The 22,313-nt window shown below is 68.5% G+C and carries 25 protein-coding genes and 4 pseudogenes; 7 read left to right on the forward strand and 22 right to left on the reverse strand.

Annotated elements, in window-relative coordinates:
* Nucleotides 1–182 precede the first annotated feature (182 nt).
* Nucleotides 183–1,034, forward strand: coding sequence for a class I SAM-dependent methyltransferase (locus ACFY1L_RS46265; RefSeq protein WP_351329885.1), 852 nt, complete (start codon nt 183–185; stop codon nt 1,032–1,034).
* 177 nt (nt 1,035–1,211) lie between these two features.
* Here ACFY1L_RS46265 and ACFY1L_RS46270 read toward each other — a convergent pair whose 3' ends face one another.
* Together ACFY1L_RS46270 and ACFY1L_RS46275 are read right to left on the reverse strand one after the other, a co-directional pair.
* Nucleotides 1,212–3,647, reverse strand: coding sequence for a P-loop NTPase fold protein (locus ACFY1L_RS46270; RefSeq protein WP_388839610.1), 2,436 nt, complete (start codon nt 3,645–3,647; stop codon nt 1,212–1,214).
* Nucleotides 3,648–3,757: 110 nt separating this feature from the next.
* Nucleotides 3,758–4,081 carry a hypothetical protein gene (locus ACFY1L_RS46275; RefSeq protein ID WP_351329887.1) on the reverse strand — a complete coding sequence of 108 codons (324 nt, stop codon included), beginning with the start codon at nt 4,079–4,081 and terminating at the stop codon, nt 3,758–3,760.
* Between the two features lie 744 nt (nt 4,082–4,825).
* Between ACFY1L_RS46275 and ACFY1L_RS46280 the strand changes: the two genes are divergently transcribed.
* Nucleotides 4,826–5,059, forward strand: coding sequence for a hypothetical protein (locus ACFY1L_RS46280; RefSeq protein ID WP_351329888.1), 234 nt, complete (start codon nt 4,826–4,828; stop codon nt 5,057–5,059).
* Between the two features lie 195 nt (nt 5,060–5,254).
* Here the strand turns inward: ACFY1L_RS46280 and ACFY1L_RS46285 are convergent, their stop codons facing one another.
* From ACFY1L_RS46285 to ACFY1L_RS46320, 8 genes and pseudogenes are all read right to left on the reverse strand, one after another.
* Nucleotides 5,255–5,797 carry a DUF6882 domain-containing protein gene (locus ACFY1L_RS46285; RefSeq protein WP_351329890.1) on the reverse strand — a complete coding sequence of 181 codons (543 nt, stop codon included), beginning with the start codon at nt 5,795–5,797 and terminating at the stop codon, nt 5,255–5,257.
* A gap of 610 nt (nt 5,798–6,407) precedes the next feature.
* Nucleotides 6,408–7,163 carry a response regulator transcription factor gene (locus ACFY1L_RS46290; protein ID WP_351329892.1) on the reverse strand — a complete coding sequence of 252 codons (756 nt, stop codon included), beginning with the start codon at nt 7,161–7,163 and terminating at the stop codon, nt 6,408–6,410.
* Nucleotides 7,164–7,302: 139 nt separating this feature from the next.
* Complete coding sequence (locus tag ACFY1L_RS46295) at nt 7,303–7,740, reverse strand: hypothetical protein (protein WP_351329893.1); 438 nt, start codon at nt 7,738–7,740, stop codon at nt 7,303–7,305.
* 40 nt (nt 7,741–7,780) lie between these two features.
* A complete protein-coding gene (locus ACFY1L_RS46300) occupies nt 7,781–8,119 on the reverse strand; it encodes a hypothetical protein (RefSeq protein ID WP_351329894.1) in 339 nt (112 codons plus the stop codon).
* A gap of 53 nt (nt 8,120–8,172) precedes the next feature.
* Complete coding sequence (locus ACFY1L_RS46305) at nt 8,173–8,625, reverse strand: esterase/lipase family protein (RefSeq protein ID WP_388839614.1); 453 nt, start codon at nt 8,623–8,625, stop codon at nt 8,173–8,175.
* A 450-nt stretch (nt 8,626–9,075) separates the two neighbouring features.
* The gene (locus ACFY1L_RS46310; protein ID WP_388839617.1) at nt 9,076–10,380 is read right to left on the reverse strand and encodes a sensor histidine kinase; all 1,305 of its coding nucleotides are present in this window, start codon (nt 10,378–10,380) and stop codon (nt 9,076–9,078) included.
* 45 nt (nt 10,381–10,425) lie between these two features.
* Nucleotides 10,426–10,968: a hypothetical protein gene (locus tag ACFY1L_RS46315; protein ID WP_388839620.1), complete on the reverse strand. Its 543-nt coding sequence runs from the start codon at nt 10,966–10,968 to the stop codon at nt 10,426–10,428.
* Nucleotides 10,969–11,536: 568 nt separating this feature from the next.
* Nucleotides 11,537–11,920, reverse strand: a pseudogene (locus ACFY1L_RS46320) (sigma-70 family RNA polymerase sigma factor); the annotation flags it as partial.
* A gap of 1 nt (nt 11,921) precedes the next feature.
* Between ACFY1L_RS46320 and ACFY1L_RS46325 the strand changes: the two are divergent.
* A pseudogene (locus tag ACFY1L_RS46325) lies at nt 11,922–12,071 on the forward strand (IS630 family transposase); the annotation flags it as partial.
* Here ACFY1L_RS46325 and ACFY1L_RS46330 read toward each other — a convergent pair.
* The 6 genes from ACFY1L_RS46330 to ACFY1L_RS46355 form a co-directional block, all read right to left on the reverse strand.
* On the reverse strand, nt 11,999–12,400 hold the full coding sequence (locus tag ACFY1L_RS46330; RefSeq protein WP_388839623.1) for a GNAT family N-acetyltransferase: 402 nt from the start codon (nt 12,398–12,400) through the stop codon (nt 11,999–12,001). The pseudogene ACFY1L_RS46325 and the gene ACFY1L_RS46330 sit on opposite strands and share 73 nt — an antisense overlap.
* Before the next feature lie 416 nt (nt 12,401–12,816).
* Nucleotides 12,817–13,341, reverse strand: a complete 525-nt coding sequence (locus ACFY1L_RS46335; protein WP_388839626.1) for a hypothetical protein — start codon at nt 13,339–13,341, stop codon at nt 12,817–12,819.
* 275 nt (nt 13,342–13,616) lie between these two features.
* Nucleotides 13,617–14,066, reverse strand: a complete 450-nt coding sequence (locus ACFY1L_RS46340; RefSeq protein ID WP_388839629.1) for a hypothetical protein — start codon at nt 14,064–14,066, stop codon at nt 13,617–13,619.
* Between the two features lie 683 nt (nt 14,067–14,749).
* On the reverse strand, nt 14,750–14,947 hold the full coding sequence (locus ACFY1L_RS46345; protein WP_388839632.1) for a hypothetical protein: 198 nt from the start codon (nt 14,945–14,947) through the stop codon (nt 14,750–14,752).
* Between the two features lie 262 nt (nt 14,948–15,209).
* Nucleotides 15,210–15,614, reverse strand: a complete 405-nt coding sequence (locus tag ACFY1L_RS46350) for a hypothetical protein (RefSeq protein WP_388839635.1) — start codon at nt 15,612–15,614, stop codon at nt 15,210–15,212.
* 597 nt (nt 15,615–16,211) lie between these two features.
* A complete protein-coding gene (locus ACFY1L_RS46355; protein ID WP_388839638.1) occupies nt 16,212–16,763 on the reverse strand; it encodes a hypothetical protein in 552 nt (183 codons plus the stop codon).
* Between the two features lie 346 nt (nt 16,764–17,109).
* Between ACFY1L_RS46355 and ACFY1L_RS46360 the strand changes: the two genes are divergently transcribed.
* From ACFY1L_RS46360 to ACFY1L_RS46370, 3 genes are all read left to right on the forward strand, one after another.
* On the forward strand, nt 17,110–17,514 hold the full coding sequence (locus ACFY1L_RS46360) for a transposase family protein (RefSeq protein WP_388839640.1): 405 nt from the start codon (nt 17,110–17,112) through the stop codon (nt 17,512–17,514).
* Entirely contained in the window at nt 17,511–17,903 is a 393-nt protein-coding gene (locus tag ACFY1L_RS46365; protein WP_388839643.1) for a hypothetical protein, read from the forward strand. The genes ACFY1L_RS46360 and ACFY1L_RS46365 overlap by 4 nt, the downstream gene beginning before the upstream one ends.
* Before the next feature lie 80 nt (nt 17,904–17,983).
* The gene (locus ACFY1L_RS46370; protein WP_388839646.1) at nt 17,984–18,478 is read left to right on the forward strand and encodes a hypothetical protein; all 495 of its coding nucleotides are present in this window, start codon (nt 17,984–17,986) and stop codon (nt 18,476–18,478) included.
* Between the two features lie 134 nt (nt 18,479–18,612).
* On the opposite strand, the pseudogene ACFY1L_RS46375 reads toward ACFY1L_RS46370, so the two are convergent.
* Both ACFY1L_RS46375 and ACFY1L_RS46380 read right to left on the reverse strand, forming a co-directional pair.
* Nucleotides 18,613–18,768 (reverse strand): annotated as a pseudogene (locus tag ACFY1L_RS46375) (transposase); the annotation flags it as partial.
* 28 nt (nt 18,769–18,796) lie between these two features.
* A complete protein-coding gene (locus ACFY1L_RS46380; RefSeq protein ID WP_388839649.1) occupies nt 18,797–19,378 on the reverse strand; it encodes a transposase in 582 nt (193 codons plus the stop codon).
* A 180-nt stretch (nt 19,379–19,558) separates the two neighbouring features.
* On the opposite strand from ACFY1L_RS46380, the gene ACFY1L_RS46385 reads away from it, so the two are divergent.
* Nucleotides 19,559–20,212, forward strand: coding sequence for an HD family hydrolase (locus ACFY1L_RS46385; protein WP_388839652.1), 654 nt, complete (start codon nt 19,559–19,561; stop codon nt 20,210–20,212).
* A gap of 60 nt (nt 20,213–20,272) precedes the next feature.
* Here ACFY1L_RS46385 and istB read toward each other — a convergent pair whose 3' ends face one another.
* The 4 genes and pseudogenes from istB to ACFY1L_RS46405 all read right to left on the reverse strand — a co-directional run.
* Nucleotides 20,273–21,070, reverse strand: coding sequence for an IS21-like element helper ATPase IstB (istB, locus tag ACFY1L_RS46390; protein WP_388839655.1), 798 nt, complete (start codon nt 21,068–21,070; stop codon nt 20,273–20,275).
* Nucleotides 21,067–21,594: a hypothetical protein gene (locus tag ACFY1L_RS46395; RefSeq protein WP_388839658.1), complete on the reverse strand. Its 528-nt coding sequence runs from the start codon at nt 21,592–21,594 to the stop codon at nt 21,067–21,069. Before ACFY1L_RS46395 ends, istB begins: the two co-directional genes overlap by 4 nt.
* Entirely contained in the window at nt 21,573–21,866 is a 294-nt protein-coding gene (locus ACFY1L_RS46400) for a hypothetical protein (protein ID WP_388840022.1), read from the reverse strand. Before ACFY1L_RS46400 ends, ACFY1L_RS46395 begins: the two co-directional genes overlap by 22 nt.
* Nucleotides 21,867–21,953: 87 nt before the next feature.
* A pseudogene (locus tag ACFY1L_RS46405) lies at nt 21,954–22,232 on the reverse strand (transposase); the annotation flags it as partial.
* Between the last annotated feature and the right edge of the window lie 81 nt (nt 22,233–22,313).

The following is a 22,313-nucleotide window of genomic DNA, read 5'->3' on the forward strand; positions in this document are numbered from 1 at the left end:
CTATGTCTGTTTCCGCGGGCTCTGGTCCACTTCGTGTGGTCGCGTACACAGGGTGACTGTTGATCTTCGCCTATGGCGGTTTTAGTGGTCGTAGGCGGTCAGTGCGCGTATGACTGGCTGGCCGCGCATGAAGCTGGCTCCCCTCATCAGGCCCCTTGGGAATCGATCACTAGGCTGGCGCGATGACTGATGAGCAGGAGCGGGTGCAGCCGTCGGGAGTGTGGGCCACGGCGGTGGGGGTGGCCAGGGTGCGGGCGCTGGAGACCGAGCGGGAGAACGCGCTGTTCCGCGACCCGCTGGCACAGGCCTTCGCCACCGCCGGAGGCCTGTGGCCCTCCTCGCCGCCGCTGCCCGATGACGAGGCCGCGCGACGCCGTCGGCTGGCCGTGGCGTTCTCCATCGTCATCAGGACGAAGTTCCTCGACGAGCTGTTGCAGCAGGCCTCCGCGTCCGGGGTCCGGCAGGTCGTGCTGCTCGGCGCCGGCATGGACAGCCGGGCCTTCCGGATGGAGTGGCCCGAGGGCACCCGGCTGTTCGAGGTCGACACCGCCGCGCCACTGGATTTCAAGGCTTCGGTGCTGCGCCATGAGCGGGCCGTTGCACGCTGCGAGCGGATCGCCGTCGCGGTGGATCTGCGTGAGGACTGGCCAGGCGCGCTGGCCGCCGCAGGGCACGATCCGGCGATGCCGACCGCGTGGATCGCCGAAGGACTGCTGATCTATCTGCCCGAGGATGCGGTGGAGCTGCTGCTGGCCCGGATCAGCGCGCAGTCGGCGGCAGGCAGTTGGATGGGGCTGACGTTGGGCTCGCGCGGCGTGATCGAGCGCTTTGGCGCGGACGCCGTGCCGGGATCGGCGGCGTCCATGTGGGTCTCGGAGATGCCCGACGACCCAGTGGGCTGGCTGGCCGGGCACGGCTGGGAGGCCGACAGCCACACCCTGCGCGAGCGCGCTGCCGCCTACGGCCGCCCGATCAGCACCCCGCCACAGCGCGAGGAGCGGCCCGGCGGACTGATCTCGGCGGTCCGCCGGTAGAGCGCCTCCCGGTTCCCTAGATGATCGATTCCAAGGGGACCTGATGAGTGGAGCTAGCTTCATTCGCGGCCAGCCAGTCATGCGCCCAGTGACCGCCTACGACCACAGTGGACGGCCACCAGTTCTTCGCCGCCCGCCTTCGAGCCCCTGGCTACACCGACCGGATAGCAAATGACCTCAGAAAAGTCGTTGTGCAAGGTCGGCAAGCGCGGGTCCGTCACCGGTGGCGAGCAGCGTGCGGAGGTCTGCACAGGCGTCGCGATGAGCGGCGGAGTCCATCCCGAGCTTGCGCAGTGCTTTGGCCCAGCTGACATCGTCGCCGGTATGGGGGGTGAGCACTGCCAGGCCGGTTTGCCCCTCGGCTCGGGTGGTGAGTGCACCTTGCAGGGCGGGCCAACGTGCGGTGATCTCGGCAAGGGTGATGAGGTGCAGGGCGTCTTCGACAGAGAGGGCTTGTGTCGTGCCCTCTTTGTAGGCGAGGACGCGAAGGTAGAACTGCCATACGGTCAAAAGCCTCTTGGCCTCCCGCATGGACAGGTGGCGCTGTGCGCGCAGCCGATCCTGCAGGCGCTCACGTATGGCTGGGTGGGTTTCCAGGGCAAGTACTTGGGTTTCAAGCTCGGGCGGCGGGGCTGTCGTGGCCGATGGTGCCAGGTTCGCTGCCGGTCGGTCGCCTGCCGCGGCTGGGGGCTCGGTCGGCGCGGCGGGCGGGGTGTGGGGCTCGGACATGTGGTCAACGGGCCCCAGCAGGCTGCTCATGGCGGCAGTGAGGCTGTGGTGGGCGATGGGTGGCAGGGTGACGGGGAGTTGGATGAGTTTGCGCAGGAAGGTCCATCCCCAGGAGGGGTCTTGGTGGCCTGCCTGTCCCTGTGTTGAGGCGAGATCGGCGTAGGCGCGGTCGAGGTGGGCGGCGACCACGGAGGAGTCCAGCCCGAGTACGAAGCGGCAGGGCACAGCGTCCGGTTCGAGGCTGCGGTGCGGGGAGTGGAGTGCTCCGGACAGGAACAGGTTGATGGCCTCGAACACTTCGGCGGTGGCGCGTGCCGAGCAGCGGTCGAGATCGTCGATGAACACGATGAGCTCTCGCCCGCTGGACCAGATCGTTTCCAGGAGGTCGCTGATGTCGTGCTGGACGAGGTAGAGATAGCCGGAGCGGGCGTTGTAGTAGGGGTCGCGCAGGGCGCTGTCCGGTCCGGATCCCGTGGCGGCAAAGGCACCGCTGAGCACGGGGCCCTCGAGGATCTCACCCGGCAGGAACGACCGTGCCCGGCCCAGCAGGAATCGTAGGACCGTGTGCACAAGGCCCAGAAGCAGAAGAAGTAGCGGAAGCCCGATGGCCAGGAGTGCAGCATTTACGGTGTGCCCCGACCACGTGTAGTGCGTGTCTGCCTTGGCCAGTTGCGCAACGACGGGGATGACCAGGGCAAAGACGCCCACCCGCAGCAGCGGGGACAAAAGGCGCCGGCTTACGGTGCGGCGCAGGTGATGGCGCTCGAGACGTTCCGTGTTACGCCGCAGCCAGTACGCCTCGCGGGCGCGCCCGGGGGTGCCTTGCGCGGGGCGTGAGGCTTCCACGATCTCGCGGGAGAGTCCGGCCCAGATCTGGTCGCTGGTTTGATGCGCCCACGGGTTGAAGCGAACCGTCAGCGCCGTGCGGGGCACCGCCGGACGGGACGGTGTACGACGCAGCAGCGGCCACCGGTTGCGCCTGCCACCGGCATCCGGCCGGCGCTGGGCGAGCAGCAGCCAGATGGCGCAGCGCACGGGCAGGTCGCGGCGCCGCGGCAGCCATCTGTGGGCCTGATTCATCCAGCGCTGCCGGCGGCCGACGGCGGCCGGAATCACGTCCTGCTGGCGGGCAACGACCTCCTTCTCAATGAGTTGCATGATCGTGGATTTGCCCGACCCCCACGGACCCTCGATCGCCACGACGCAAGGACCGGTGCCGTCCTGGGCCATCAGTCCGTCCGAGGGCGAGGGGCTTGCCTCGGTGGGCGTGAGCAGGTCGGCCACCGCGGACACCAGAGCCCTGCGATCCAGCAGGTCGCTGCCGGCCGGCCGGTCGGAGAAGCCTCTGAAGTGCACGGCGCCCTTGGGCAGGGCCGTTTCGCTGGAGCCGGCCGGAGCGGCCTCACGCTCCAGCCGCTCGCGTTCGACGCTGGCCAGGAGATCGGCAGAAGGGTCGAGCAGGGCCGAGCGCAGCACATCGGGGTGTGCATCAAGCTGCTGATCGAGCCAGCTCGCACCCAACCATCCGCCGATGAACGGAAAACTCCCCCGCAGCTCGTCAAACCACCGCAGATCACCTGGCGTTGGATCCACCGCACACACCAGGTACCACTGGTCCGGAGGGTTCCTGGCCACCACCCTCTCCAGAGCCTGGCGGACCTGGCGACGGCGGCCGGTGGTCATGGCCCCGGCGAAGGCCTTGATCTCATAAGCCACCAGCTCGCCGGCCTCCGTCTCCACCACCACGTCAACGTCACCGGCATCGGAGCGGCCCATACCGCTGGAGGGCACGCGTGCGCGAGGCTCCACTTGCTGCAACAGCATGGTGACCAAGGCATGAAACTGCTGGTAGTTGGCCGTAAGCCGGTCCCACGGGTAACTCACCGGCCAACGATACGATCATGACGGAAACCCCCGCACCACTTCACCCAAACTCACCACCCACCAGGCTCCGGCGAACGCAGCCGTGGTTCGCCGGGAAGCGTGACGGCTTCTCAGCTTCGGGGACGGCCCATGACGATGGTGGCCGTGCTGAGGGCCGCGGAACCGATCACTGCCAGGACAATGCGCAGGGAGAGGGACGCGTGGACGCCGAGGATGGCGGGCGCGGCGACGAGGAAGGCTCCGAGGGCGCTGATGGTGACCCGTGAGATCAGTCGTACGCGGGAGTGTTTGATGATGACCGGGAAGCGTGCGACCGCGACGGGTGTGGTCACCGGTTCTCCGGGACCGAGCCGGATGGTGACGTGGGTGAGTGCGTCGAAGGAGGATGCGTCGGGCTGGAGCCAGAATTCGGTGGAGTCGTAACGCAGTGCCACGTCGTGGGAGGCGTCCGAGGAGACGCGCAGGAAGCTGCCGTCGGTGTCGCAGGTCAGGGTGATCTTCGGTGTTTCGGTGTAGCGCTGTGCGTAGAAGCTGACTGGCAGCCGGGCGGGCTGTAAGTCGCTCAGGCTCAGGCGGCCTTCTGGTTCGAAGGTGAAGCTCCTCCACCCGCACCCGGGCAGCCGCCTCCCGGGCCTCCAACTCCTCGAACAATGAGCCCATCAAGGTCGCCTCCTCCACCGCCACGGTAGAGACGGGAAGACCCGAACACACCCCGATCAGCCTTGCCTCGGCTCACGTTCCCTTCAAAGGAGCCGCACCCAACTCGGAAACGGCCCCGGCAGGGACGGGCCACAACCCTCCGGCCACCCGTTCCCCTGGCACAGCCGCTCCACCCGCACCATGCCCCCTGCACGGGCCCGACCATGGCCAGGAGAGCCAGCCACCGAGCGCGACCACAGCAGGTCAGCGCTGCGCATTGCGCACCCAACGGCTCGCCGTACGCGGGCAACGACCGCGCAGCCGCTGCCCCACGCCCACCACCGCGCGCACCGCCCGAGCATGGCCCCGACCGCAGCCACCTAAGCCCCCGACCACGAACCCGACCATCCAGGTCGCAGCGTTGCGCAGCCCATGCGCCCGACTGGCCGATTCGTGCGGCGGCCGCGCTGCCTCCGGCCCATCAGTCTCGCCTGCGCAACCCGCATACCGCCCGTGCGCGCACCACCGCCGCCGTAGCCGTGCCGACCACCCGCACACCGCCTCACCGCCTCACCGGCAGAGGCGACCACGGGCCCAACCACAGCAGCGCACACCGAGCACGCAGATGGTCCCCAAACATCCGCAACCAGGTCCTGGCCAAGAAGACCATCGGCCGCGTCCGCATCGTCGACGAACCGCCCACCGAAGGCCAGCTGGGCCGCCGCACCGCCACCTCAGACGACCTGCGCGCCTGGGACACCAGCTCATCATGAACGGCCCCAGCTACCGGCCCAAGAACCACCGGATGTCCTCGCCGGCCGTGGTGTTGCGGGGTGAGTCTGCGAGGAGGTCCCGTCGACAAGAACGGCGCAGCCTCATAGTCGATCGCCCAGCCGATTCGCCGCTCTCGGTGCCTGATCGCTCACCAGGCCAGGCACCGAGGCTTTCAACGCGGCAGTGCCTGTCCGCTAGTTGATATTGATGTTGACCGTGGACGTGCTGCCGTCTGCCATGGCCAAGGTGACCGGCCCGAAGGTAATCATCACCATGGAGTTGCCTCCAGCACCCCGATAAAAGCCGGTCGCCTCCGTGACCCTCACGGCCAAAGCCGTGAGCGTCGCCGCCGCTTGCTCATCGGCATCGATCTGCGGCTCTGCCAGAGCCTGGTGCCCATGGGCCTCGGCCCAGTCCCGAACGCTCCGGGCGTCGTGGCTCAGTTCGGGCAGGATGCTCTTGTTCGCCCATGCCCACACCCACGAGCCCGACGACGGGCTGAAACTGCCGAGGATCTGAGCAGGCGCCGTCGCTGTCTTGTCGGGGAAGGTCCAGGTGATGAGGCCCGTCGTCTGATCCAGTCCCCAGCGGTCCGCCGAGCCCAGCCCCCAGGACAGGTGAGCACGGGCGAGCTGATCAATCATGTCCTCCCCCTGCAGCAACAACGTGCTCAGATCAGTGCTATCCATGGCCTGACCAGCACCCTCGGACTTGTCGGCCCGCTTGAACAACCTCATGCCGCGAAGTTAACCAGAGGCCACTTCCACCCGCCGCGCCCCTCGATCGCGGGCGGCCTCACCCGTCAGCCGACCAGCTGGGGAATTACATGATCAGGGCCCTGGGGAATTCACGTGATCGTCCACAGGGACATCGCCCTCCCTCTCTCGGTGCAAGGCGTGCCGAGGGACTCTCGTTGCGTTCTGATCAATGACCACGCCGAGCAGATCACGAGCGCCGTCGGCGAGATCGAGCGGCTCCCGGGGGACACCACCGAACGCACGGGCCGCCGGGCCGACCTGCACCGGAGCGTGAGGTACACGCCGTCACCCCGAGACACCGTGCCCGAGAACCGGCCCCGGCAGCGACGGGCCACACTCACGGAAGCGGACGGCCACCCGTTCTACGCCGCCCGCCTCCGAGCCCCTGGCTACACCGCCGACCGGAGAGCACATGACCTCAGAAAAGTCGTTGTGCAAGATCGGCAAGTGCGGGTCCGTCACCGGTGGCGAGCAGCGTGCGGAGGTCTGCAGAGCGTGTCTGAAAAAGTCCCGCACACGCCCCCGGCTATCTGGTGGGCGCGCAAGGGCGCGGCACCCGCTCTGGTCCGGTGCCGCTGCTCGCTGCGCCTCATCCCGTCGGTGTCTCGCGTGCCGGCGGGGCGGTGCCGGGTTCGACCAGGCCGCTTTGGTAGGCGACGGCCACCAGTTGGGCCCGGTCCCGGGCGCCCAGCTTCATCAACAGGCGGCTCACGTGGGTCTTGACGGTGGCGTCGCCGATGGTCAGATGGTCGGCGATCTCCGGGTTGGTGAAGCCGTGGGCGATCAGGACGAGGACCTGGCGTTCCCGGTCGGTGAGTTCGGCCAGGCGCTGTGGGGCGGGCAGGCGGCCTTCGGGGCGGGCGGCGAACTCGCGGAGCAGGTTGGGCGTGACGACCGGGTCCAGCCAGGCGTCCCCGCGGGCCAGGGTGTGGACGGCGCGGACGAGTTCGGCCGGGGCGGCGTCCTTGAGCATGAAGCCCGAGGCGCCGGCGCGCAGGGCGGCGTAGACGGCTTCGTCGAGGTGGTAGGTGGTCAGGATGAGGACCTTGACCGGTCGGTCGGGGTCGGTGGAGAAGTGGTCCGCGGTGATGCGGCGGGTGGCCTCCACGCCGTCGGTGTGCGGCATGCGGACGTCCATGACGACGACGTCGGGCTGGAGTTCGCGCGCGGCGGCCACGGCGGCGGCGCCGTCTGCCACCTCGGCGACCACGTCGATGTCGCTTTCGGTGTTGAGCAGCATGGCGATGCCGCCGCGGACGAGCAGTTGGTCGTCCGCCAGAAGCACGCGGACGGGCACGGGTGCGGCGGGATCCGGGCCTGAGGGCGGGAGCGGGGTGTGGGACACGGCGGCATCCAAGGGTCGCGGGCGGCACGCGGATGGGGGTCTTGGCACCGGTCAGGATGCTCGCGGGCCGTGGGTGGGGTAAGGGGTGGGGCACCGGGACGGTCCCCCCGTGTACCGTCCCGGTGGGCTCATGGGTGCTTTAGACCGGGGTGGGTATGAAGACGCCCGGTGCGAACCAGCTCATGCTGATGTAGAGGCCCTGGCCGCGGTCGAGGGCGCGCAGTGCCTCGTGCGTGCCGGCCACGAAGAGGCCGATCAGGCGGATCCACGGCTGTGCGGGGCTGGGAATGCTGCCGCCGACGGCGACCACCAGTTCGTTGACCGTGTCCGCGGCGTCGAGGATCTGCCGCAGGGTGTCGTGGTCGATCTGCAGGTGAAAGCCCCACCAAAAGACCCGCACCGTCACGCCGGGCGCCCCGGCCGCGGCCGGGAGGGGGGCGGAGCGGTCCGCCACCGTGATGAGGGGTGTCGGGGTGGTGATCAGGGGGCCGTTGCCCGTGCTACCGCCCAGCGGGACCCGCTTGGCGAGTTCGAGGGATACCACGGGCCAGTTGTCGTACTCCGTCGCAGTGGCCATGTCGGTGTGCTCCTTTCTTGCTGGTCGAGGTGGTCTGGCCTCAGGCCACCACTTCGTAGACGAGGGTGTAGCCGGCTCCGTCGGCGTTGAACTCCGCGGTCTTCAGCCCGGCGCCGGCCTGGGAGGCGTTGACGTAGTGCACGCCCAGCAGGTCGTCGGGGTCCAGCCACCAGCCGAGGTCCTTGTCCCACACCTCGATGCGCAGCCGGGAGTTGCTGCCGAACGGGGCGTCGAGGTTGAGGTCCCAGGTCTGTCCGTTGTTCATGGGGCGGTAGGCCTCGCCGTAGCGGGTGCCGAAGACCTTGACGAGGACCTCGTCGTCCCCGGTCCAGTCCTCGGTGGCGTTGCAGGTGAGCGTCTGCAGTCGTGCGATGGGCATGGTCGTGTCCCCTTTTCTGGTTCGGTTGGTTCTCGGTTTGTGTGGGCTGGTCTCTAGGCGCAGGCCGGCACCGGCCGCCGCTGCGCTGCGGCGGCGGTGGGGTGCAGGCAGCGCAGGTGGCCGACGATCAGGTGCGGCAGGCAGGGGGCGGCCAGGACACCGAGGTGGCCGTAGCCGGGCAGGGTGATGAGGCGGTGCGGTGCGGTGTGTGCCACGGGGGCCGGGGGCGCCGGCAGATCGTCTCCGCCCTGGATCACCAACCAGCGGGGCTGGTGGGCCCTGTTCAGGGGCGGCAGCGCGGCCGGCAGCCCCGATCCGGGCTGTATCTGCCGGGCCGCGACGCCGGGCGCGAGCCGTGCGGCGGCCGTGCCCGCGTGCGGTGTGGCGATCGTGACGGCGCCCAGGGTGTGCTCCCAAAGCCCCAGGCGGTCCACGGCGTAGCGGACGATCAGGCCGCCGAGGCTGTAGCCGATCACGTGGACGGTCTGTGTTCCGGTGCGCCGCATGGCCTGCCCGGGCGGCCGTCACGACCGCCCGGGCCACCTGCGGTACTCCCGTGGTGAGGGCGTTGTAGTCGATGAAGCAGACGTCGGCGAAGCCTGCCTCGTGCAGGCGGCTCGGCAGGCGCCGCCAGCAGCGTTGCACCGACAGATACCCCGCGACGAGCAGGACGGGCGGGTGTGTGCGCCTGCTGATGCGGCCGCAGGTGGCCGCATCGGCGATCCTCACCCGCGGTGTGGGCGGCCGTGTGAGGGCCGTCGGCAGGCTGGACAGCGTCCCGGCTGCGCCCAGCAGGTCGCGCATCAGGGCCGCCGGCCGTGGCCTGCCCGGCTCGATTGTGTGCGTCACCGCTGCTCCCCCGGCTCGTCCTCGCCCGCCGCCCGTAGGTGTCTGCGGCGGCTGTGTGCGCGTCCAGAGTCGCGAGAACGGCCCCGGCAAAGCGTCAGCTTCTGTCCCTATTCGCCTCGTCCGCCTTCCGGCGGATCCCCGCCGGCCGCGTCGCTGCGCGGGCGGATGCCGCGCCCCGGCCCCGGGGGTGATGCGGCCTCCTCCTGCGGCGGCGCCGAACGGGCGGGTGGCTCGCTCGCGCGTGCCGGGGCCTGGGGCCTGGCCGCCTCGTTCGGGGGCGCGGCCGCGGCCGGCAGGGTGGCGGTGAGCCGGTAGCCCCCCTCGGGCAGGGCCTTGGTGACCAACTGGCCGCCGACCACGGTGATCCTCTCCCTGAGCCCGAGCAGTCCCAGTCCGCTCGACATGCCCTTCGCCGGGTGCGAGGGGGTGCCCGCCCCGTCGTCGCTCACCTCGATCTCCAGGGTGCGGCCGGCCCAGTGCAGCCCTACCCGGGCCGTCGACCCCGGCCCGCCGTGGCGGATCACATTCGTCAACGCCTCCTGGACGACGCGGTAGGCGGTGATGTCCACGCTCTGATCCAGCGGTGCGGGCCGCCCCGACTCCTCCACCCGCACCGCAACCCCGGCCGTCCTGACCTGTTCCACCAGCTGCGCCAGCGTCTCAAGGCCCGGTCCCCGCCCGGTGGCGGCCATCTCGGTGGCCGGCCGCAGGACGTTGAGCAGCCGGCGCAGCTCCGCCATGGTCCGCACCCCGACGTCCTCCACCGCCCGCAGGGCCGCACCCGCCTGCGCCGGATCGCTCACCATGATCCGCCGGGCGCCCGCGGACTGCAGCACCATGACCGTCACCGAGTGCGCCACGATGTCGTGCAACTCCCGGGCGATCCGCCGGCGTTCGGCGGTGATCGCCGCCTCCCGGGAGGCCTCCAGCCGCCGCTCGCGCACCCGGGCACCCGCCACCCACCGGCCCACCAGCACCGCCGCCGTGTCACAGGCGACCAGCACACCGCCGATGAGCAGCCCGTCCAACAGCCGCTCCCCCGCGGGCAGCGGATACACCTCATACGCCACCGCCACACCGTGCACCGCCCAGGTCGCGGCCAAAGCGCCCGCAGCAACCGGCAGCGTGCGGCGGCTGCTCACCGTGTACAGGGCGGCCATCGGCGCCAGCACCGGCCTGGTCCCCACCCCACACGTCAGCAGCAGATCCTGCACACTCAGCACCACCCACGCCGCCACCGCAGCACGCAGCCGCCACACCAACACAGCCACCGCCGGAACGCTGGCCAACGCAATGACCACCGGATCGACCGGCTGCGTCACCCACGACGTGTACTTCGGATCCTCACTGACCCGCGAAAACAGCACGACGTCGGCCGCGACCACCACCACGGCCAGCAACCAGGCACGCACCAGCCCCCCAACCCGGCCGGCCACCCCACACCGCCGCCGGCCCGGTCAATCCCAGTGCAACCAGTGACAGATCCCGTCGGCGACCGTGGCCCCGTCCGCGATGGTTTCTTTGACCGGCACGGCGGCCAGCCGTTGCGGCACGCCAGAAGCGAGTGAAGGCGCCGGCGACGGTGCCGCAGCCGCCAGCGTCCCGAACGCATCGGGAGCGAAATCGATCATCGTGGCCACAACACTCTGGGACTTCTCCAGCGCGGCCACCACCTGGGACCGGGGAGGATGAGGATCGGGGATCGGGCGACCGAGCAGGGCCGCGAAGGACACGACGGCGACCGACTCGGCGGACACAGCGCCCTGCAGCCGGAAAACCTCCACGGCCCCCGGCAGCAGCCACTCGCGCACCGCTCCATCCGCTGCCACCAACGCCACACCGAACGCAACATCCTTCGTCAGCGTGTCGGGCCAGGGAGCCACCACGCCCACGGGCGGATCGTTGTAGGGACTGACGACCACCCCCACCACCCCGGGCACCACACCCCTGCCGGTATACAGCCGCACCACCACATCCCTGGCGTCCCCAGCACCGCTCATCACAGGCCCCCCACAACGATATTGACCCCGCGCCACCACGGAATTCCGGGAGTATCGAGCCGGCCAAGCAGCTTGTCGAGACCGGACGAACACCATCCGGACACACCCCCCAGCCCCCCCCACCCCCCGCCCCATGGACGCACAGCGGCGTCCGACTCGGACGCAGACATGGATGGCCCGACACCCGATCGGCGCCGGTCTGTGAGGGCCGTTCCCTGCACGCTCTTCTTCGTGATGCTGCCGCGTGGAGAGGAACCCGACGATCCCCTGCTCGCTGTGGTCTTCGGGTTGGTCACAGGGCCTGTCTTCAGCCTCACGGCCATCTCGCAGCGGCCGCGGCAGCGCAGGCTCACGCGTCTGGGGACAGGGCACGGATCGTGAGAGAACCAGGCAGCGGGCGGCAGCGCAGCCTCACGCCGGCCTCGCCTGGCTTTGCGTGTCGGTGTGCCGGGCGATGGCAGTCGCCCGGCGCTGGGCGAGTGCGGCGAGGAAGGCGAACACAGTGGCCTCGCCCACCGCCACCTGTCGCGGACTGTGCGGCGGCCCGGCTGCTGCGCGGGCTCGGGGTTCATTCCTCCACCAGCAGCCTCTCGCGCAGCTGGGCCAGGGTGCGGGCCAGCAGCCGTGAGACGTGCATCTGGGAGATGCCGACCTCCTGCGCGATCTGCGACTGGGTCATGCCGGCAAAGAAGCGCAGCAGCAGGATCCGCTTCTCGCGCGGCGGGAGGTCTACCAGCAGCGGCTTGAGCGACTCGCGGTACTCGACGCCCTCCAACGCTTCCTGTTCTGCCCCCAGCGTGTCCGCGACCGCCGCCGGCTCGTGGTCGCTGTCGGGGACGTCCAGGGACAGCGTCGCGTACGCGTTCGCCGACTCCAGGCCCTCCAGCACCTCCTCCTGCGAGATCCCCAGCTTCTGGGCCAGCTCGTGGACCGTCCGCGAGCGGCCGTGCTGCTATTCGAACCACCGCAGCCATCCCGCGCAGACCCGGGCCCTGCACCGCTACCTGCGCCGGCGCAACGCCAACGCCCGTCACCCCGATGTGCTCGCCGCCCAGCGCAGGGAACGCGCCCGCATCCGCAGCGAGAAGGGCATCCGCTGGGGCGCCCACCGCTCGATCGCCTGGATCAGGTGGTCACCCACGCCCCTGCCCCGAGCCGCGGGGTTGACCCACATCGAGATCAACACCACGTTCCCCGCTCCCTCGCCCGGCACTCCGCCGGCCATGCCTACCGGGAGGCCGCCGAGGAGTACGACGAGGTCGTGCGCGCCAGGAATCGACAGACGAGCACGCCAGCGTTCCTCTCGGTCGCCGGAACCCTGCCACTGGGCCAGTGTCGATCCGAACGCGTAGGGCGCCTCAGCAAGCGCGGCCAGTCGCAACTCCCGCCACAGGGGCCAGTCGTCCGAAGTCAAGGCGCGTAGGTCAAGCATGATCCAGACCCTGCCCGCCCGCCGGGCTGGTCAGCAAATTGATTACAGCCATGCAAACGAGATCGTTCCGCCCTGCGACCAGCCCAAACCGCGGAGCAGCGGTCACTCGCGCACCCGCAGACCACGAGACCTCGCTGAACCTATCCGCTCACGGCACCAGCAAAGCCAGAGGTGCCACAACCGAGACAGGCCACAGCTTCGGGGTGTACCGGCCCTGAGGGAACCGACGCTTGCGACAGAGTGAGAAGACCACGTCTGTCGGCGTCAGCAGCATGGGGCCACATCGCCTCCCGTGACAGCGACTTGACGACAGAGACAGCCGGCTTACGCCAACGGACCTCGCGCCGGGTACGACGGTGGCGAGGGCTGCCGTTTCGCCAGCCAGACAGCACACGGGTGTGCCTCAGCTCGGGAAGCTAAGGGCGTTTACGGGAGGTTGCCGAACCGACCTGTGGCGATGCCCTGTCGGTGCCTGATGCTCCGCCGGCCTGCTCCCCGCTGTTCCCCGTGGTTCCCCGTCCGATCTGGCACGGGCTTGGCACGGCCGCTTCCTCAAGCAGCTCGGCAAGCACCCGTAGGTCGTTGGCGACCATGACTCGAGCGAGGCGTCCGGCGATGGTCACGACCTCCGGCCAGGCAGATGCCCGGAGACACTCCGCATCGCTATCGCGGGGCGCTTCGGCCGCCGCGGCGTTGAGCGCGGAACCGAGCTCTCTCATCAGGACGACTTCTTCGTCACTTCGGAGGCTGACGCCGAGGTACCGCTCCGGCTCGTCGGCGTCGCAGAAGTCGTCGAAAAGTGTGCGGAAGACATGGTCCAGGTCTTCGAACGCCGACGGGTCGAGCCACACGTCCCGCTGCCATGGCGGATCGGCCAGGGCCAGCACAACGGGTACGACGTGGACTCGGTGGTTCGCCATGAGTCGGGCGGCTTCGCTCACGAGGCCGAGCGTAGCGACCGCAGCTGCAGGAGACGTTGGCGCTCTCGGAGCACCGCTTTCGGAGCGAGGTGGGGCGGTCCTGGGCTGCCCTCGGGCTCCTTGCCGTGGGCAGAGTCCTGCATCAAGTACCGTCGCGCACCTTGCTTCCCCGTGAGTCCCCGCGTGTTCTGGCACGCCGGTGGCACGGCCACTCTTCGTCCTGGAACGACCGACCTGTGTTACTCCGCTGATTTCCTCCGATGGGCACGCGGGGGAACGGACCCGTTGCCGCCCTGTTACCGCGGATCGATACCCCAGATCTTGATGGGCTCGTACGTTCCATCGTGGAAGTCGAAGACAGTCACTTCGGTGTCGGATATGTGACGGAAGTATCCTCCGTAGCCGGGTTGCGCAATATGTGGGGCTATCAGGTCCAACAGGCTCCGGAGGTAAAGCATGGAGTCGTCGATCCAGCCGTTGCGCGCGAAAAGCTCCCATTCGTACCGCTTCCCGGATCTTGTGAACTCTTGCACCTCACGACGCAGAGACACGACGTCTCCACCGGGCATCCGGCGGTTGGCGTAGTCATCGGGGACGAGCAGTGGGTACAGATATTCACCATCGTCATCGAGACCTTCGGGAACCTCTGCATCCATGCCCAAGTGCCGCCGCAGGGCGGCCACGACCCATTCGGGGGTGTCGTCGCGCAAGTAGCAGGAAAGCACGACCTCATAGCGCTCACTCATGGACGGCATTGTGCACGGCAGGACTGACACCGCCACGAGGTCGTGCTTCCACGTGCCCCTCGATGCGAACTACGGGCACGACGGTCACTGAGGTCGGATCAGCTGGTTGGCCGGTCGCACGCGACTGCCGTCGGTTGGCTCCGGGCGCGACGGTTGCCGTTGCTGTATCGCGCTGCTGTACGGCAGGAAGGTTCTGCTTGGATCAGTCCATGATTTCTGTTGGCGCACCGGACGAGACACGAGAGAAAGCAGAGCTCGCGGTCTGGTTCGGCGGGGCCTCCTTGGCGTGCTGGCTCTGCTGCCCGTTGTGGATACTGGTCAGCTTCGTCTCGCTCCCCCTGGCATTCGTCGGCCTTGTGCGGGCCGGTATCGAGTACCACGCATCAAAATCGGGGCGAGCTCATAGGACACGAGCCGTGGTGGGGGCCGGGTTGTCCCTCCTGGGGGCAGCAACAGCGATCACCTACATGCTCTTTCTGGCCCACCATCCTGATCTCCCCGTCCAGGAGTAGCAGGCGAATAGCCACCGCTTCAGGAGCGAGGTTGGGCGATCACAGGCGTGACCTGCGGATTCCTTGCCATGGGGCGCGTGGGGCGGTACGTACCCGGCGAACCCCGATTCCCCGTGCCTCTCCGTCCGTTCCGGCACGGGAGTGACACGACCCGGGTCCGTGCCCAAGACGTCACAGCAGCTTCTCGTCCGTAGCGTCGATCGCGGCCGCCGGCGGCGATCCACCTGCCATCGCGGCAGCGAGAGCAAGAAGAGCCTCGACCTGCGCCATGGCGATGAGTTGACTCTCGGAGTAACGACGTTTCGTTTGCCTGTCCGCTTGCTCAAGCAGCTCCTGAGCCCTTTGAGCATGCCCGGCGTAGTCGGCCACGGCCCCTCCCCCTGCGGTGCCCGCACAAGAAAGATCCCATCCTGCCCGACATCCACCTTGCGGCGGTACCCGACGCACCGCGTCGGTGCAGGGGGACAAGCGGTCGGGGCCTGTCGTCGTCGGCGAGCGCCTGCGTGTTCACCGTCTCTGAGTAGAGGGAGGCGGTCGTCACAGATGCAGTACCGACCCGGCCTCATCGACGGCCTCATCGCCAAGACCGGCCTCGACTTTCAACCGCCGTAGCCTCAGCCATTGACGATCTCTAGAAGGCGCCAGGGGGCAGCAGGTGCGGGGCGCGGGCGCCGAGGATGCCGAAGACCTCGTCCTTCGCCGGACCCCGCAGCTCCGCCATGAAGGCCACATCCACCCGGCCGGTCCTGGCCCAGATCTCGCCGAGGGACTCCGCGGCATGCTGGGCCAGCACGCTCGTGAAGTCCTCGGCGCGGATGATGCGGGCCAGGCTCGATTCGACGAACGGGCCGGAGAACTCCTCCAGGTACGACGCCGCGTCGTACTTCTCGTCCTCGCGCGCCGCGGGGTCGTCGAGGATTCCGACGAGCAGAACCGCCCGTTCCTCGGGCAAGATCTCCGCCCGGCTCTCCAGCGGGGTCTCATCCGCGGTGCGAAGCCGCCCTTTTCCGAACAGCCCCTCCAGCCAGGTCCTCATCTGCAACCCATCCTCGATCCCGTCCACCATGCGCCCCTGCCGATGCTGCCGCCGACCACGCCACCGAGGACACCGCCCACCACGCCGCTGACCACTGGACCGACCGACTCGCCCACAAAGCCGGCTCCCGCCCGGTCTCGGTGCCCCAGCCCGCGCCGGCGAGGCCGCCCGTCAGGCCGGCAACGTCCTGGATGGCCGTCGGAGTTGTCTTGGAGCGGCCGCCACATCCTAGACGTCGCAGGCAACGGTGGCAGCGATCAGCAGCCTCACTGCCGGGCCCTCCCAATTGATGGCTTCGTGGTGTGGGACACCTTGAACACGCACGTCAGCCGCGCCATGCAGGACCTGATCGCCACCCGGTTATGGCTGACCGTCCGCCAGCTGCCGCCGTACGCACCTGAACTCAAACCCCGTCGAGGGCCTGTGGTCGCACCTGAAGAGGTCGCCGGCCAACCTCAAACACAGCCTCGACCAGCTCACCGCGTTGGTGAAGACGCGGCTGAAACAGATGCAGTACCGGCCCGGCCTCATCAAGGGCCTCATGGCCAAGACCGGGCCCGACCTCCAACCGCCGCAACTCCAGCCATTTAAGGATCTCTAGCCGGCCGGCGGGCGCGCCCGCCGTCTTTTCCGCCCCACCAAGTAGCCGACCGCGGTCGCGCCCAGTAGCACCAGCCCCATGGAAACCCCACTGAAGAGCCAACCGACCGGAGCCCCTTTGGCTCTTTCCACACCCCAGAAGACCACCGACAGTACGCCCCAGCCCGTACACAGGCCTGCAAGGGCCCGTCCGAGCCCGCCGGGACGCGGGCGGTACGTGGGCAGACGGGCGGCGGGGACGTAGCCGACGCGCTCGTAGTGCAGTTGAATCAGGCGCTCCAACCGCAGGCACAGTGCGAACAACAGCATCAGCCCAGCACCCAACAAGACCGCCTGCAAGAAACGCGTCCCCTCGGTGAATGCCCCGAAGGTCATGCCGCCCAGCGCCGCGAGCGGCACCGCCACAACAGCCGCGGAGCGCAGCGGGCGGCCGGCGACGCGAACCGCGATGGGCGCCGGAGGCCGGTACCTCGCGCCGCCGAGAAACAGATCCGCTCTCAGGACCGCCGTCAGCAGCAACATCGCCGCCTTCCGCAGCACCTGCAGCATCCCCTTCACAGGCCCCTCGCACGTCGACGATGCCCAATACACACAATGGACCATCGACAGGGCGGCAAGGTTGCCGTCGCTGCGCGATGCAGCCGGCAGCGGCCTCCACCGCCGCCCAGATCGGGGGCCGGTCAGCGTCCGCACGCCAGTGGCTTTGTCGATGTCGACTGGGCTCTGTCACAGATCTTGGGGACCGGTCGCGGAGGGTGACCTCAGTGTTCGATTGCGAAGGTCCAGGTTCGGGTGAGACGGCGTACGCCTCGCCATGCAATGGACGGGCGTGACGCTCCGTCAGGTCCGTCGTCGTCCCCGCCGGAGGTGGCCGTGGCCGGGGACGGTGCCGGTCATGCAGGCCGACACGACGTTCTGGGACTCGCTGGTGTTCGACGGGATCGACGACGTGGACGTCGACGAAGTGACCGCCGCCTTCGGCACGGTCGACATCGCGGCGAGAAGCCGGGCGACCGGCGCGATGTGTCCTGACTGCGGCGGTTGGTCGAACCGAGTGCACGGCTCCTACCAGCGCAGATTCAAGGATCTGCCGCTCGCCGGGCAGAGCGTCGTGATCCGTCTGACAGTCCGGCGTTTCATCTGCGACGCGGCTGACTGCCCGCGCCGCACGTTCGCCGAACCGTTCGCAAGGCTGACCACCCCGTACGCACGCCTCACCTCGCGACTCGGCCACGCCCTGGAACACGTTGGCCTCGCCCTCGCCGGACGGGCCGGCGCCCGGCGGACCCCGCGAAGTTGAGCGTGCTGAATCCGTACTGGGGTGACCTGGGTGCCAGGTTCGCATGGAACAACGCGTCGTATTCGCAGGGCGGTGCCGAGTCCTTCGGCGCCGACGGGTCCGAGGACGTGCGCGCGTTGCTCAATGAGTTACAGGCGGACACCGCCGTCGAGCCAAAGCAGGTGCTCACTGCGCTCGCGCGGGGCGTCCCATCCGATGCCGTGGACCTGCTGTGGTTGGTAGCTGCAGGCCGGGCTGGAGCCCAGGAAGCGGACGTACTCGCTGGGATGGGTGTCGAAGCTGCGGCACTCGCCGAACGAGCTGCGGCGGGCGTTCTGCGGCTGCGGGAGGCCCTCGGCCGGGTGACTGCAGCCGCCCCCCGGGAGGCTCCTCTGCCCTGCGGCGGGTAGTACGGCTGCCTGTGCACAGGGCAGGTACCAGGTTCCTCGGTGACGTTCTGGCCTACTTCAGGCAGCGCGAGGAGCAAGGGGTGGCGGCACCGATCGCCGAGCGGGTCGCCGACGCGCTCGAGGAGGGTGCGCGGCTGCGCACGTCGACCGATCCGTGGCTTGTGGTCGTCGCTCACAGCATGGGCGGGAACATCGTCTACGACCTGTTGTCCCATCTCCGCCCGGAGTTGGAGTGCGACATGCTGGTGACGGTGGGCTCGCAAGTCGGGCTGATCGCCGAGCTGGGCCTGTTCCCTGCGGTACTCCCGCCCGAGGATCCCGTTCGGGACCGGGCCCCGGTACCGGAGGGGGTGAGTCGGTGGATCAATGTCTTCGATCCCAATGACGCCCTGTCTTTCGTTATCGGCCCGGTCTTTGCCCGTGGTGAGGACTTCCAGTATTCGACTGGGCGTGGCATGTGGGGTGCCCACTCCGCCTACTTCGGGCTGCCGAGCTTTTACCGACGACTCGCGGAGCGCCTTACCCCAGCCCTTGCCACGGGGGCACCATGGCTGAGCGGGAGCCGTTCTACCTGAGTGACGTGGCACCTGCTGTCCACGCGCTCGTCATAGGGGTGGGTGGTTACCCATATCTGCCTGGCGGGCCTCGCTTCCGGGTCGGCGACGGCGCGCTGTGGGAGGGAATGACGCAGCTGACCTCAGCTTGTCCTTTAACCTCTGAGGCTGTCGCGCTCGATGACGCTCTCGGGTCGTCTGGTCGTCTTCCCGACGTCATAGCGGGGTGCGGGGCGGCGATTCTTGGACCCAAGCGGCCTTCCAGGTCCGGGTGTTGATGGTTTCGGTGCACGGGCCGGACAGGCCAGAGACTGTCGCACGGCTCCTGTCCTGTGAAGGTCAAGAGTGCTTCTTGGGCGTGTGATTGATGAGCTTGTTGAGGTTGTGCACCGTGCCGAGGAGCTTGATCTCGGCGTCCACCGCCTGGCGGCCGCGGTAGTTGAGCTGCCGTCCGAAGCGTTGGAAGATCTGGGCGAATCCCGGCTCCACCAGGGCACTGCGTTGACGGTACTGGGGCCGTCCTGTCGGGGTGGCGAGGCGGGCCGCCATGTCCCGCTGGCCGGCAGGGGCCTGCTGACGTTTCGCGGGGAAGCCTGCCTGATCGGCATCGCTGGTGACCGAGACCAGTAGCGGGAGGTCGGCGAGTGCCTCGAAGGACGCGGCGGAAGCGTACTCACTGTCGGCGAGCCAGAGTTGGACGTCGCCGGGGAGCCGTGCGGCCTGATGATTGTGCTGGGTCTTCTTCACCATCGGAACGAGGGCCGTCCTGTCCGAGGGATTGTCGTGCGCTTCGATGGCCAGCAGGAATTGACGGCGGGCGCACACGATCTGACCGGCCGGCACTCCGCCCAGCGTGGTCAGCGCGTGGCCATGCCCTTCGAAGAACGCCTGCTGACCGCAGTAGCGTGAGATGCGGTGCACGGCCTTGCCGGTGGCTTCGTTCGTCTCTAGGGACAGCGTTTGTCGGCGGGTTCCGGAGTCACTTGGTGCGCGACGGGCCAGCCAATGTCGATCAGAAATGACGGCGCTTCAGGTGGGCCGAGGGCGTCGGGCCCTGCTCTATCGTCTGTGAGCCGGGGCCGTGCGTGCCACGATGAGGGCATGAGCGATAAACGCCGGAGCCTACTCGCAGAGAAGACGCCCTTCCCCGACGATCTCGACGAAAGACTGCGTGCCCAACTCACCTTTCTCGTAGAGGTGGACCAGCTCAAGACCATCCTCCGTCAGTCACCCCTCGTCGCAGCAGACCGCCGCGAGAACGACGCAGAGCACTCATGGCACTTGGCGATGATGGTCGTGATCCTCGCCGAACACTCCGACCGGCCCATCGACGTGGGGCACACCATTCAGCTCGTCCTGCTGCACGATCTCGTGGAGATCTACGCTGGCGACACTCCTCTCTACGACCAGGCCGCGGGTATCGACCAACAGGAGCGGGAGGTCGTCGCGGCCGACGAACTCTTCAACCTGCTTCCCGCGGATCAAGCTCAGCGCATGCGGGCTCTTTGGGATGAATTCGAGGAGCGCCGCACCTCCGAAGCCAGGTTTGCCAAGGCTATGGACCGGCTGCAGCCCCTTCTTCTCAACTGGATGGCACGCGGTGGCACGTGGCGTACGCCAGGCATCACCGCCGACGATGTCCGAGCCCGCAAGGCAGTGATCGGGGACGCCTCCTCCTCGCTGTGGAAGGCCGGCCGATGTCTCATCGACGAGGGTGAGACGCGCGGCTGGTCGAGGAGCGCCGCACCTCAGTAATGCGAGATGGTCAGCTGCCCGTCGGGGCGGCTGACCGTCGATGCAGGTTAGCGGTAGATATCAGCCCGTCTTGGCAGGTTCCTCTGCTCGGGCTCGGGTGCTGGCGAGGCGGTAGGAGTCGGTGCCGGTCTCGATGATGGTGCCGTTGAAGGTAAGCCGGTCGACGATGGCCGCGCAGAGGCGAGGGTCGGTGAAGGTCTTCGTCCAGCCGCCGAACGACTCGTTGGAAGCGATGGCGACGCTGTTCTTTTCCTGGCGTTCGGTCAGGACCTGGAAGAGGAGTTCGGCGCCGTGGCGGTCGAGTTCCATGTAGCCGAGTTCGTCGATGCAGAGCAGGTCGACGCGGCCGTAGCGGGCGATCGTCTTGTTCAGCTGCTTCTCGTCCGCGGCCTCGACCAGCTCATTGACCAGCTTCGTGGCCAACGTGTAGCGGACGCGGTAGCCCTTCATCGCGGCCTCGGTGCCCAGCGCGATGAGCAGGTGAGACTTGCCCGTGCCGGAGTCGCCGATCAGGCAGAGCGGCTGGCTCTTCTTGATCCATTCGCAGCTGGCGAGGGTGTGGATGGTGGCCGGGTCGATGTTCGGGTTGGCGTCGAAGTCGAAGGATCGCAGGGACTTCTCCCGCGGGAAGCCAGCAGCCTTAATCCGCCTCTCCGACCTGCGGCGGGCCCGGTCGTCGCACTCGGCCATCAGCAGTTCGGCGAGGAAGCCGCGGTAGGTCATCTGGTCCTTCATCGCCCGGTCGGCGATGTCGGAGAACTCGTTGCGGATCGACGGCAGCCGCAGCAAGCGGCAGGCGGAGTCGATCGCGGCGTCGGCGGCCTGCTCGGTCAACCCTCGCTGGCGGGGCATGGTCACTGCGCTTCTCCCTCATGGTGGCCGCTGCCGCTGGTGCGGCGGCGTCGGAGCAACTGGTCGTAGTGAGACACCGAAGGCAGCGGCCTGGTGTCCGGCGGAAGATGCGCCAGGCGCCACTCGTGCAGGGACTTCACCGTCGCCGGCGGCTGGCCAAGGGTCCGGACATTCGGCGCGGGCTCGGTCTCGGCCTGGGCTGCCTTGCGGGCCTCCAGCGCGACCGCATCCGCGGTCATGGCCCCGGCCCGCAGAGCGGCGGCCAGGCCGGCGACGACGTGCTCGTGCGGCATGTGGCGTCCGAGCAGCAGCACCTCAATGAGCGCGCGGGTGCCATCCCGCTCGCCGTGGATCTTCATGGCCTGAGTCCACCAGGCGTCGTGTACCGGGGTGAACTTGCCTGCCGAACGGGCCTGTTCGAGAGCGGTCGATCCGGGGAAGGCACCGGGCTTACGGACCAGGACCTCCAGGTAGTGGTCCAGGTCCAGGCGGACGGCGCCTTTGGCGATCAGCCGTTCATGCCGGGCCATTCCACGTTCTGGTCGTAAACCACAAGGTGAGAGGCGTGAAGGATGACCCTCACCCGCTTGCCGATCAGCCGGATGGGGACCGAGTAGCGGTTCGTGCGGACCGGGATCTGGCCGTAGCGGTCGACCCGCGGGGTGAACAGCCGCCCGGTCTCGAACGGCTCCTCCGGCAACGGCAACAGCAGCGGCCGTTCGAGCGCGAAGTCCTCGGCGATGGTCCGGGATCTGGAGCCGATCCGGCGGGCGTCGTCCTGCCGGTCCCACTGCTCGACCATCTCGTTCAGCTCGGCGAGCGAGGAGACCTCGGGGACCGGGACGAAGTGGTTGCGGCGGAAGTAGCCGATCTGTCCCTCGACGCCGCCCACGGTCTTGGAGCGTTTGCCGTTGCGGGAGTTGCCGCCGTTCTTGCCGGCCGGGTCGTGCTTGTCATAGCCGAGATGGTCCGTGATCTCGCCTTCCAGGGCGGACTCCAGCAACCGCTTGGTCAACTGCTGCAGCAGACCGCCTTCACCGGTCAGCTGCAGCCCCTCCGCCTGGGCCCGGTGCACCAGCTCGTCGATCAACTGGTCGTCCACGGCCTTCGCCGACACCGCACTTGCGGACTCGGCACCCTCGGACTCGGACACGTTCTCACTGGTCATCGATGCATCTTCCATGATCGGGAGTTACACCGAACGTCTTACAGTCCCCCGAAGATCGATTTTCCGATCAGACCTTCTTGG

Source organism: Streptomyces sp. NPDC001663 (assembly GCF_042893105.1).
GTDB lineage: Bacteria > Actinomycetota > Actinomycetes > Streptomycetales > Streptomycetaceae > Streptomyces.

What these genes read in the sequence shown, in the direction of transcription:
- ACFY1L_RS46265 (WP_351329885.1), top strand. Translation starts at nt 183, where the DNA reads ATGACTGATGAGCAGGAGCGGGTGCAGCCGTCGGGAGTGTGGGCCACG.
- ACFY1L_RS46285 (WP_351329890.1), bottom strand. Translation starts at nt 5,797, where the DNA reads ATGAGGTTGTTCAAGCGGGCCGACAAGTCCGAGGGTGCTGGTCAGGCC.
- ACFY1L_RS46295 (WP_351329893.1), bottom strand. Translation starts at nt 7,740, where the DNA reads ATGGCCACTGCGACGGAGTACGACAACTGGCCCGTGGTATCCCTCGAA.
- ACFY1L_RS46300 (WP_351329894.1), bottom strand. Translation starts at nt 8,119, where the DNA reads ATGCCCATCGCACGACTGCAGACGCTCACCTGCAACGCCACCGAGGAC.
- ACFY1L_RS46305 (WP_388839614.1), bottom strand. Translation starts at nt 8,625, where the DNA reads ATGCGGCGCACCGGAACACAGACCGTCCACGTGATCGGCTACAGCCTC.
- ACFY1L_RS46315 (WP_388839620.1), bottom strand. Translation starts at nt 10,968, where the DNA reads ATGAGCGGTGCTGGGGACGCCAGGGATGTGGTGGTGCGGCTGTATACC.
- ACFY1L_RS46330 (WP_388839623.1), bottom strand. Translation starts at nt 12,400, where the DNA reads ATGCTTGACCTACGCGCCTTGACTTCGGACGACTGGCCCCTGTGGCGG.
- ACFY1L_RS46340 (WP_388839629.1), bottom strand. Translation starts at nt 14,066, where the DNA reads ATGAGTGAGCGCTATGAGGTCGTGCTTTCCTGCTACTTGCGCGACGAC.
- ACFY1L_RS46350 (WP_388839635.1), bottom strand. Translation starts at nt 15,614, where the DNA reads ATGAGGACCTGGCTGGAGGGGCTGTTCGGAAAAGGGCGGCTTCGCACC.
- ACFY1L_RS46355 (WP_388839638.1), bottom strand. Translation starts at nt 16,763, where the DNA reads ATGCTGCAGGTGCTGCGGAAGGCGGCGATGTTGCTGCTGACGGCGGTC.
- ACFY1L_RS46360 (WP_388839640.1), top strand. Translation starts at nt 17,110, where the DNA reads ATGCAGGCCGACACGACGTTCTGGGACTCGCTGGTGTTCGACGGGATC.
- ACFY1L_RS46385 (WP_388839652.1), top strand. Translation starts at nt 19,559, where the DNA reads ATGAGCGATAAACGCCGGAGCCTACTCGCAGAGAAGACGCCCTTCCCC.
- ACFY1L_RS46395 (WP_388839658.1), bottom strand. Translation starts at nt 21,594, where the DNA reads ATGGCCCGGCATGAACGGCTGATCGCCAAAGGCGCCGTCCGCCTGGAC.
- ACFY1L_RS46400 (WP_388840022.1), bottom strand. Translation starts at nt 21,866, where the DNA reads ATGGTCGAGCAGTGGGACCGGCAGGACGACGCCCGCCGGATCGGCTCC.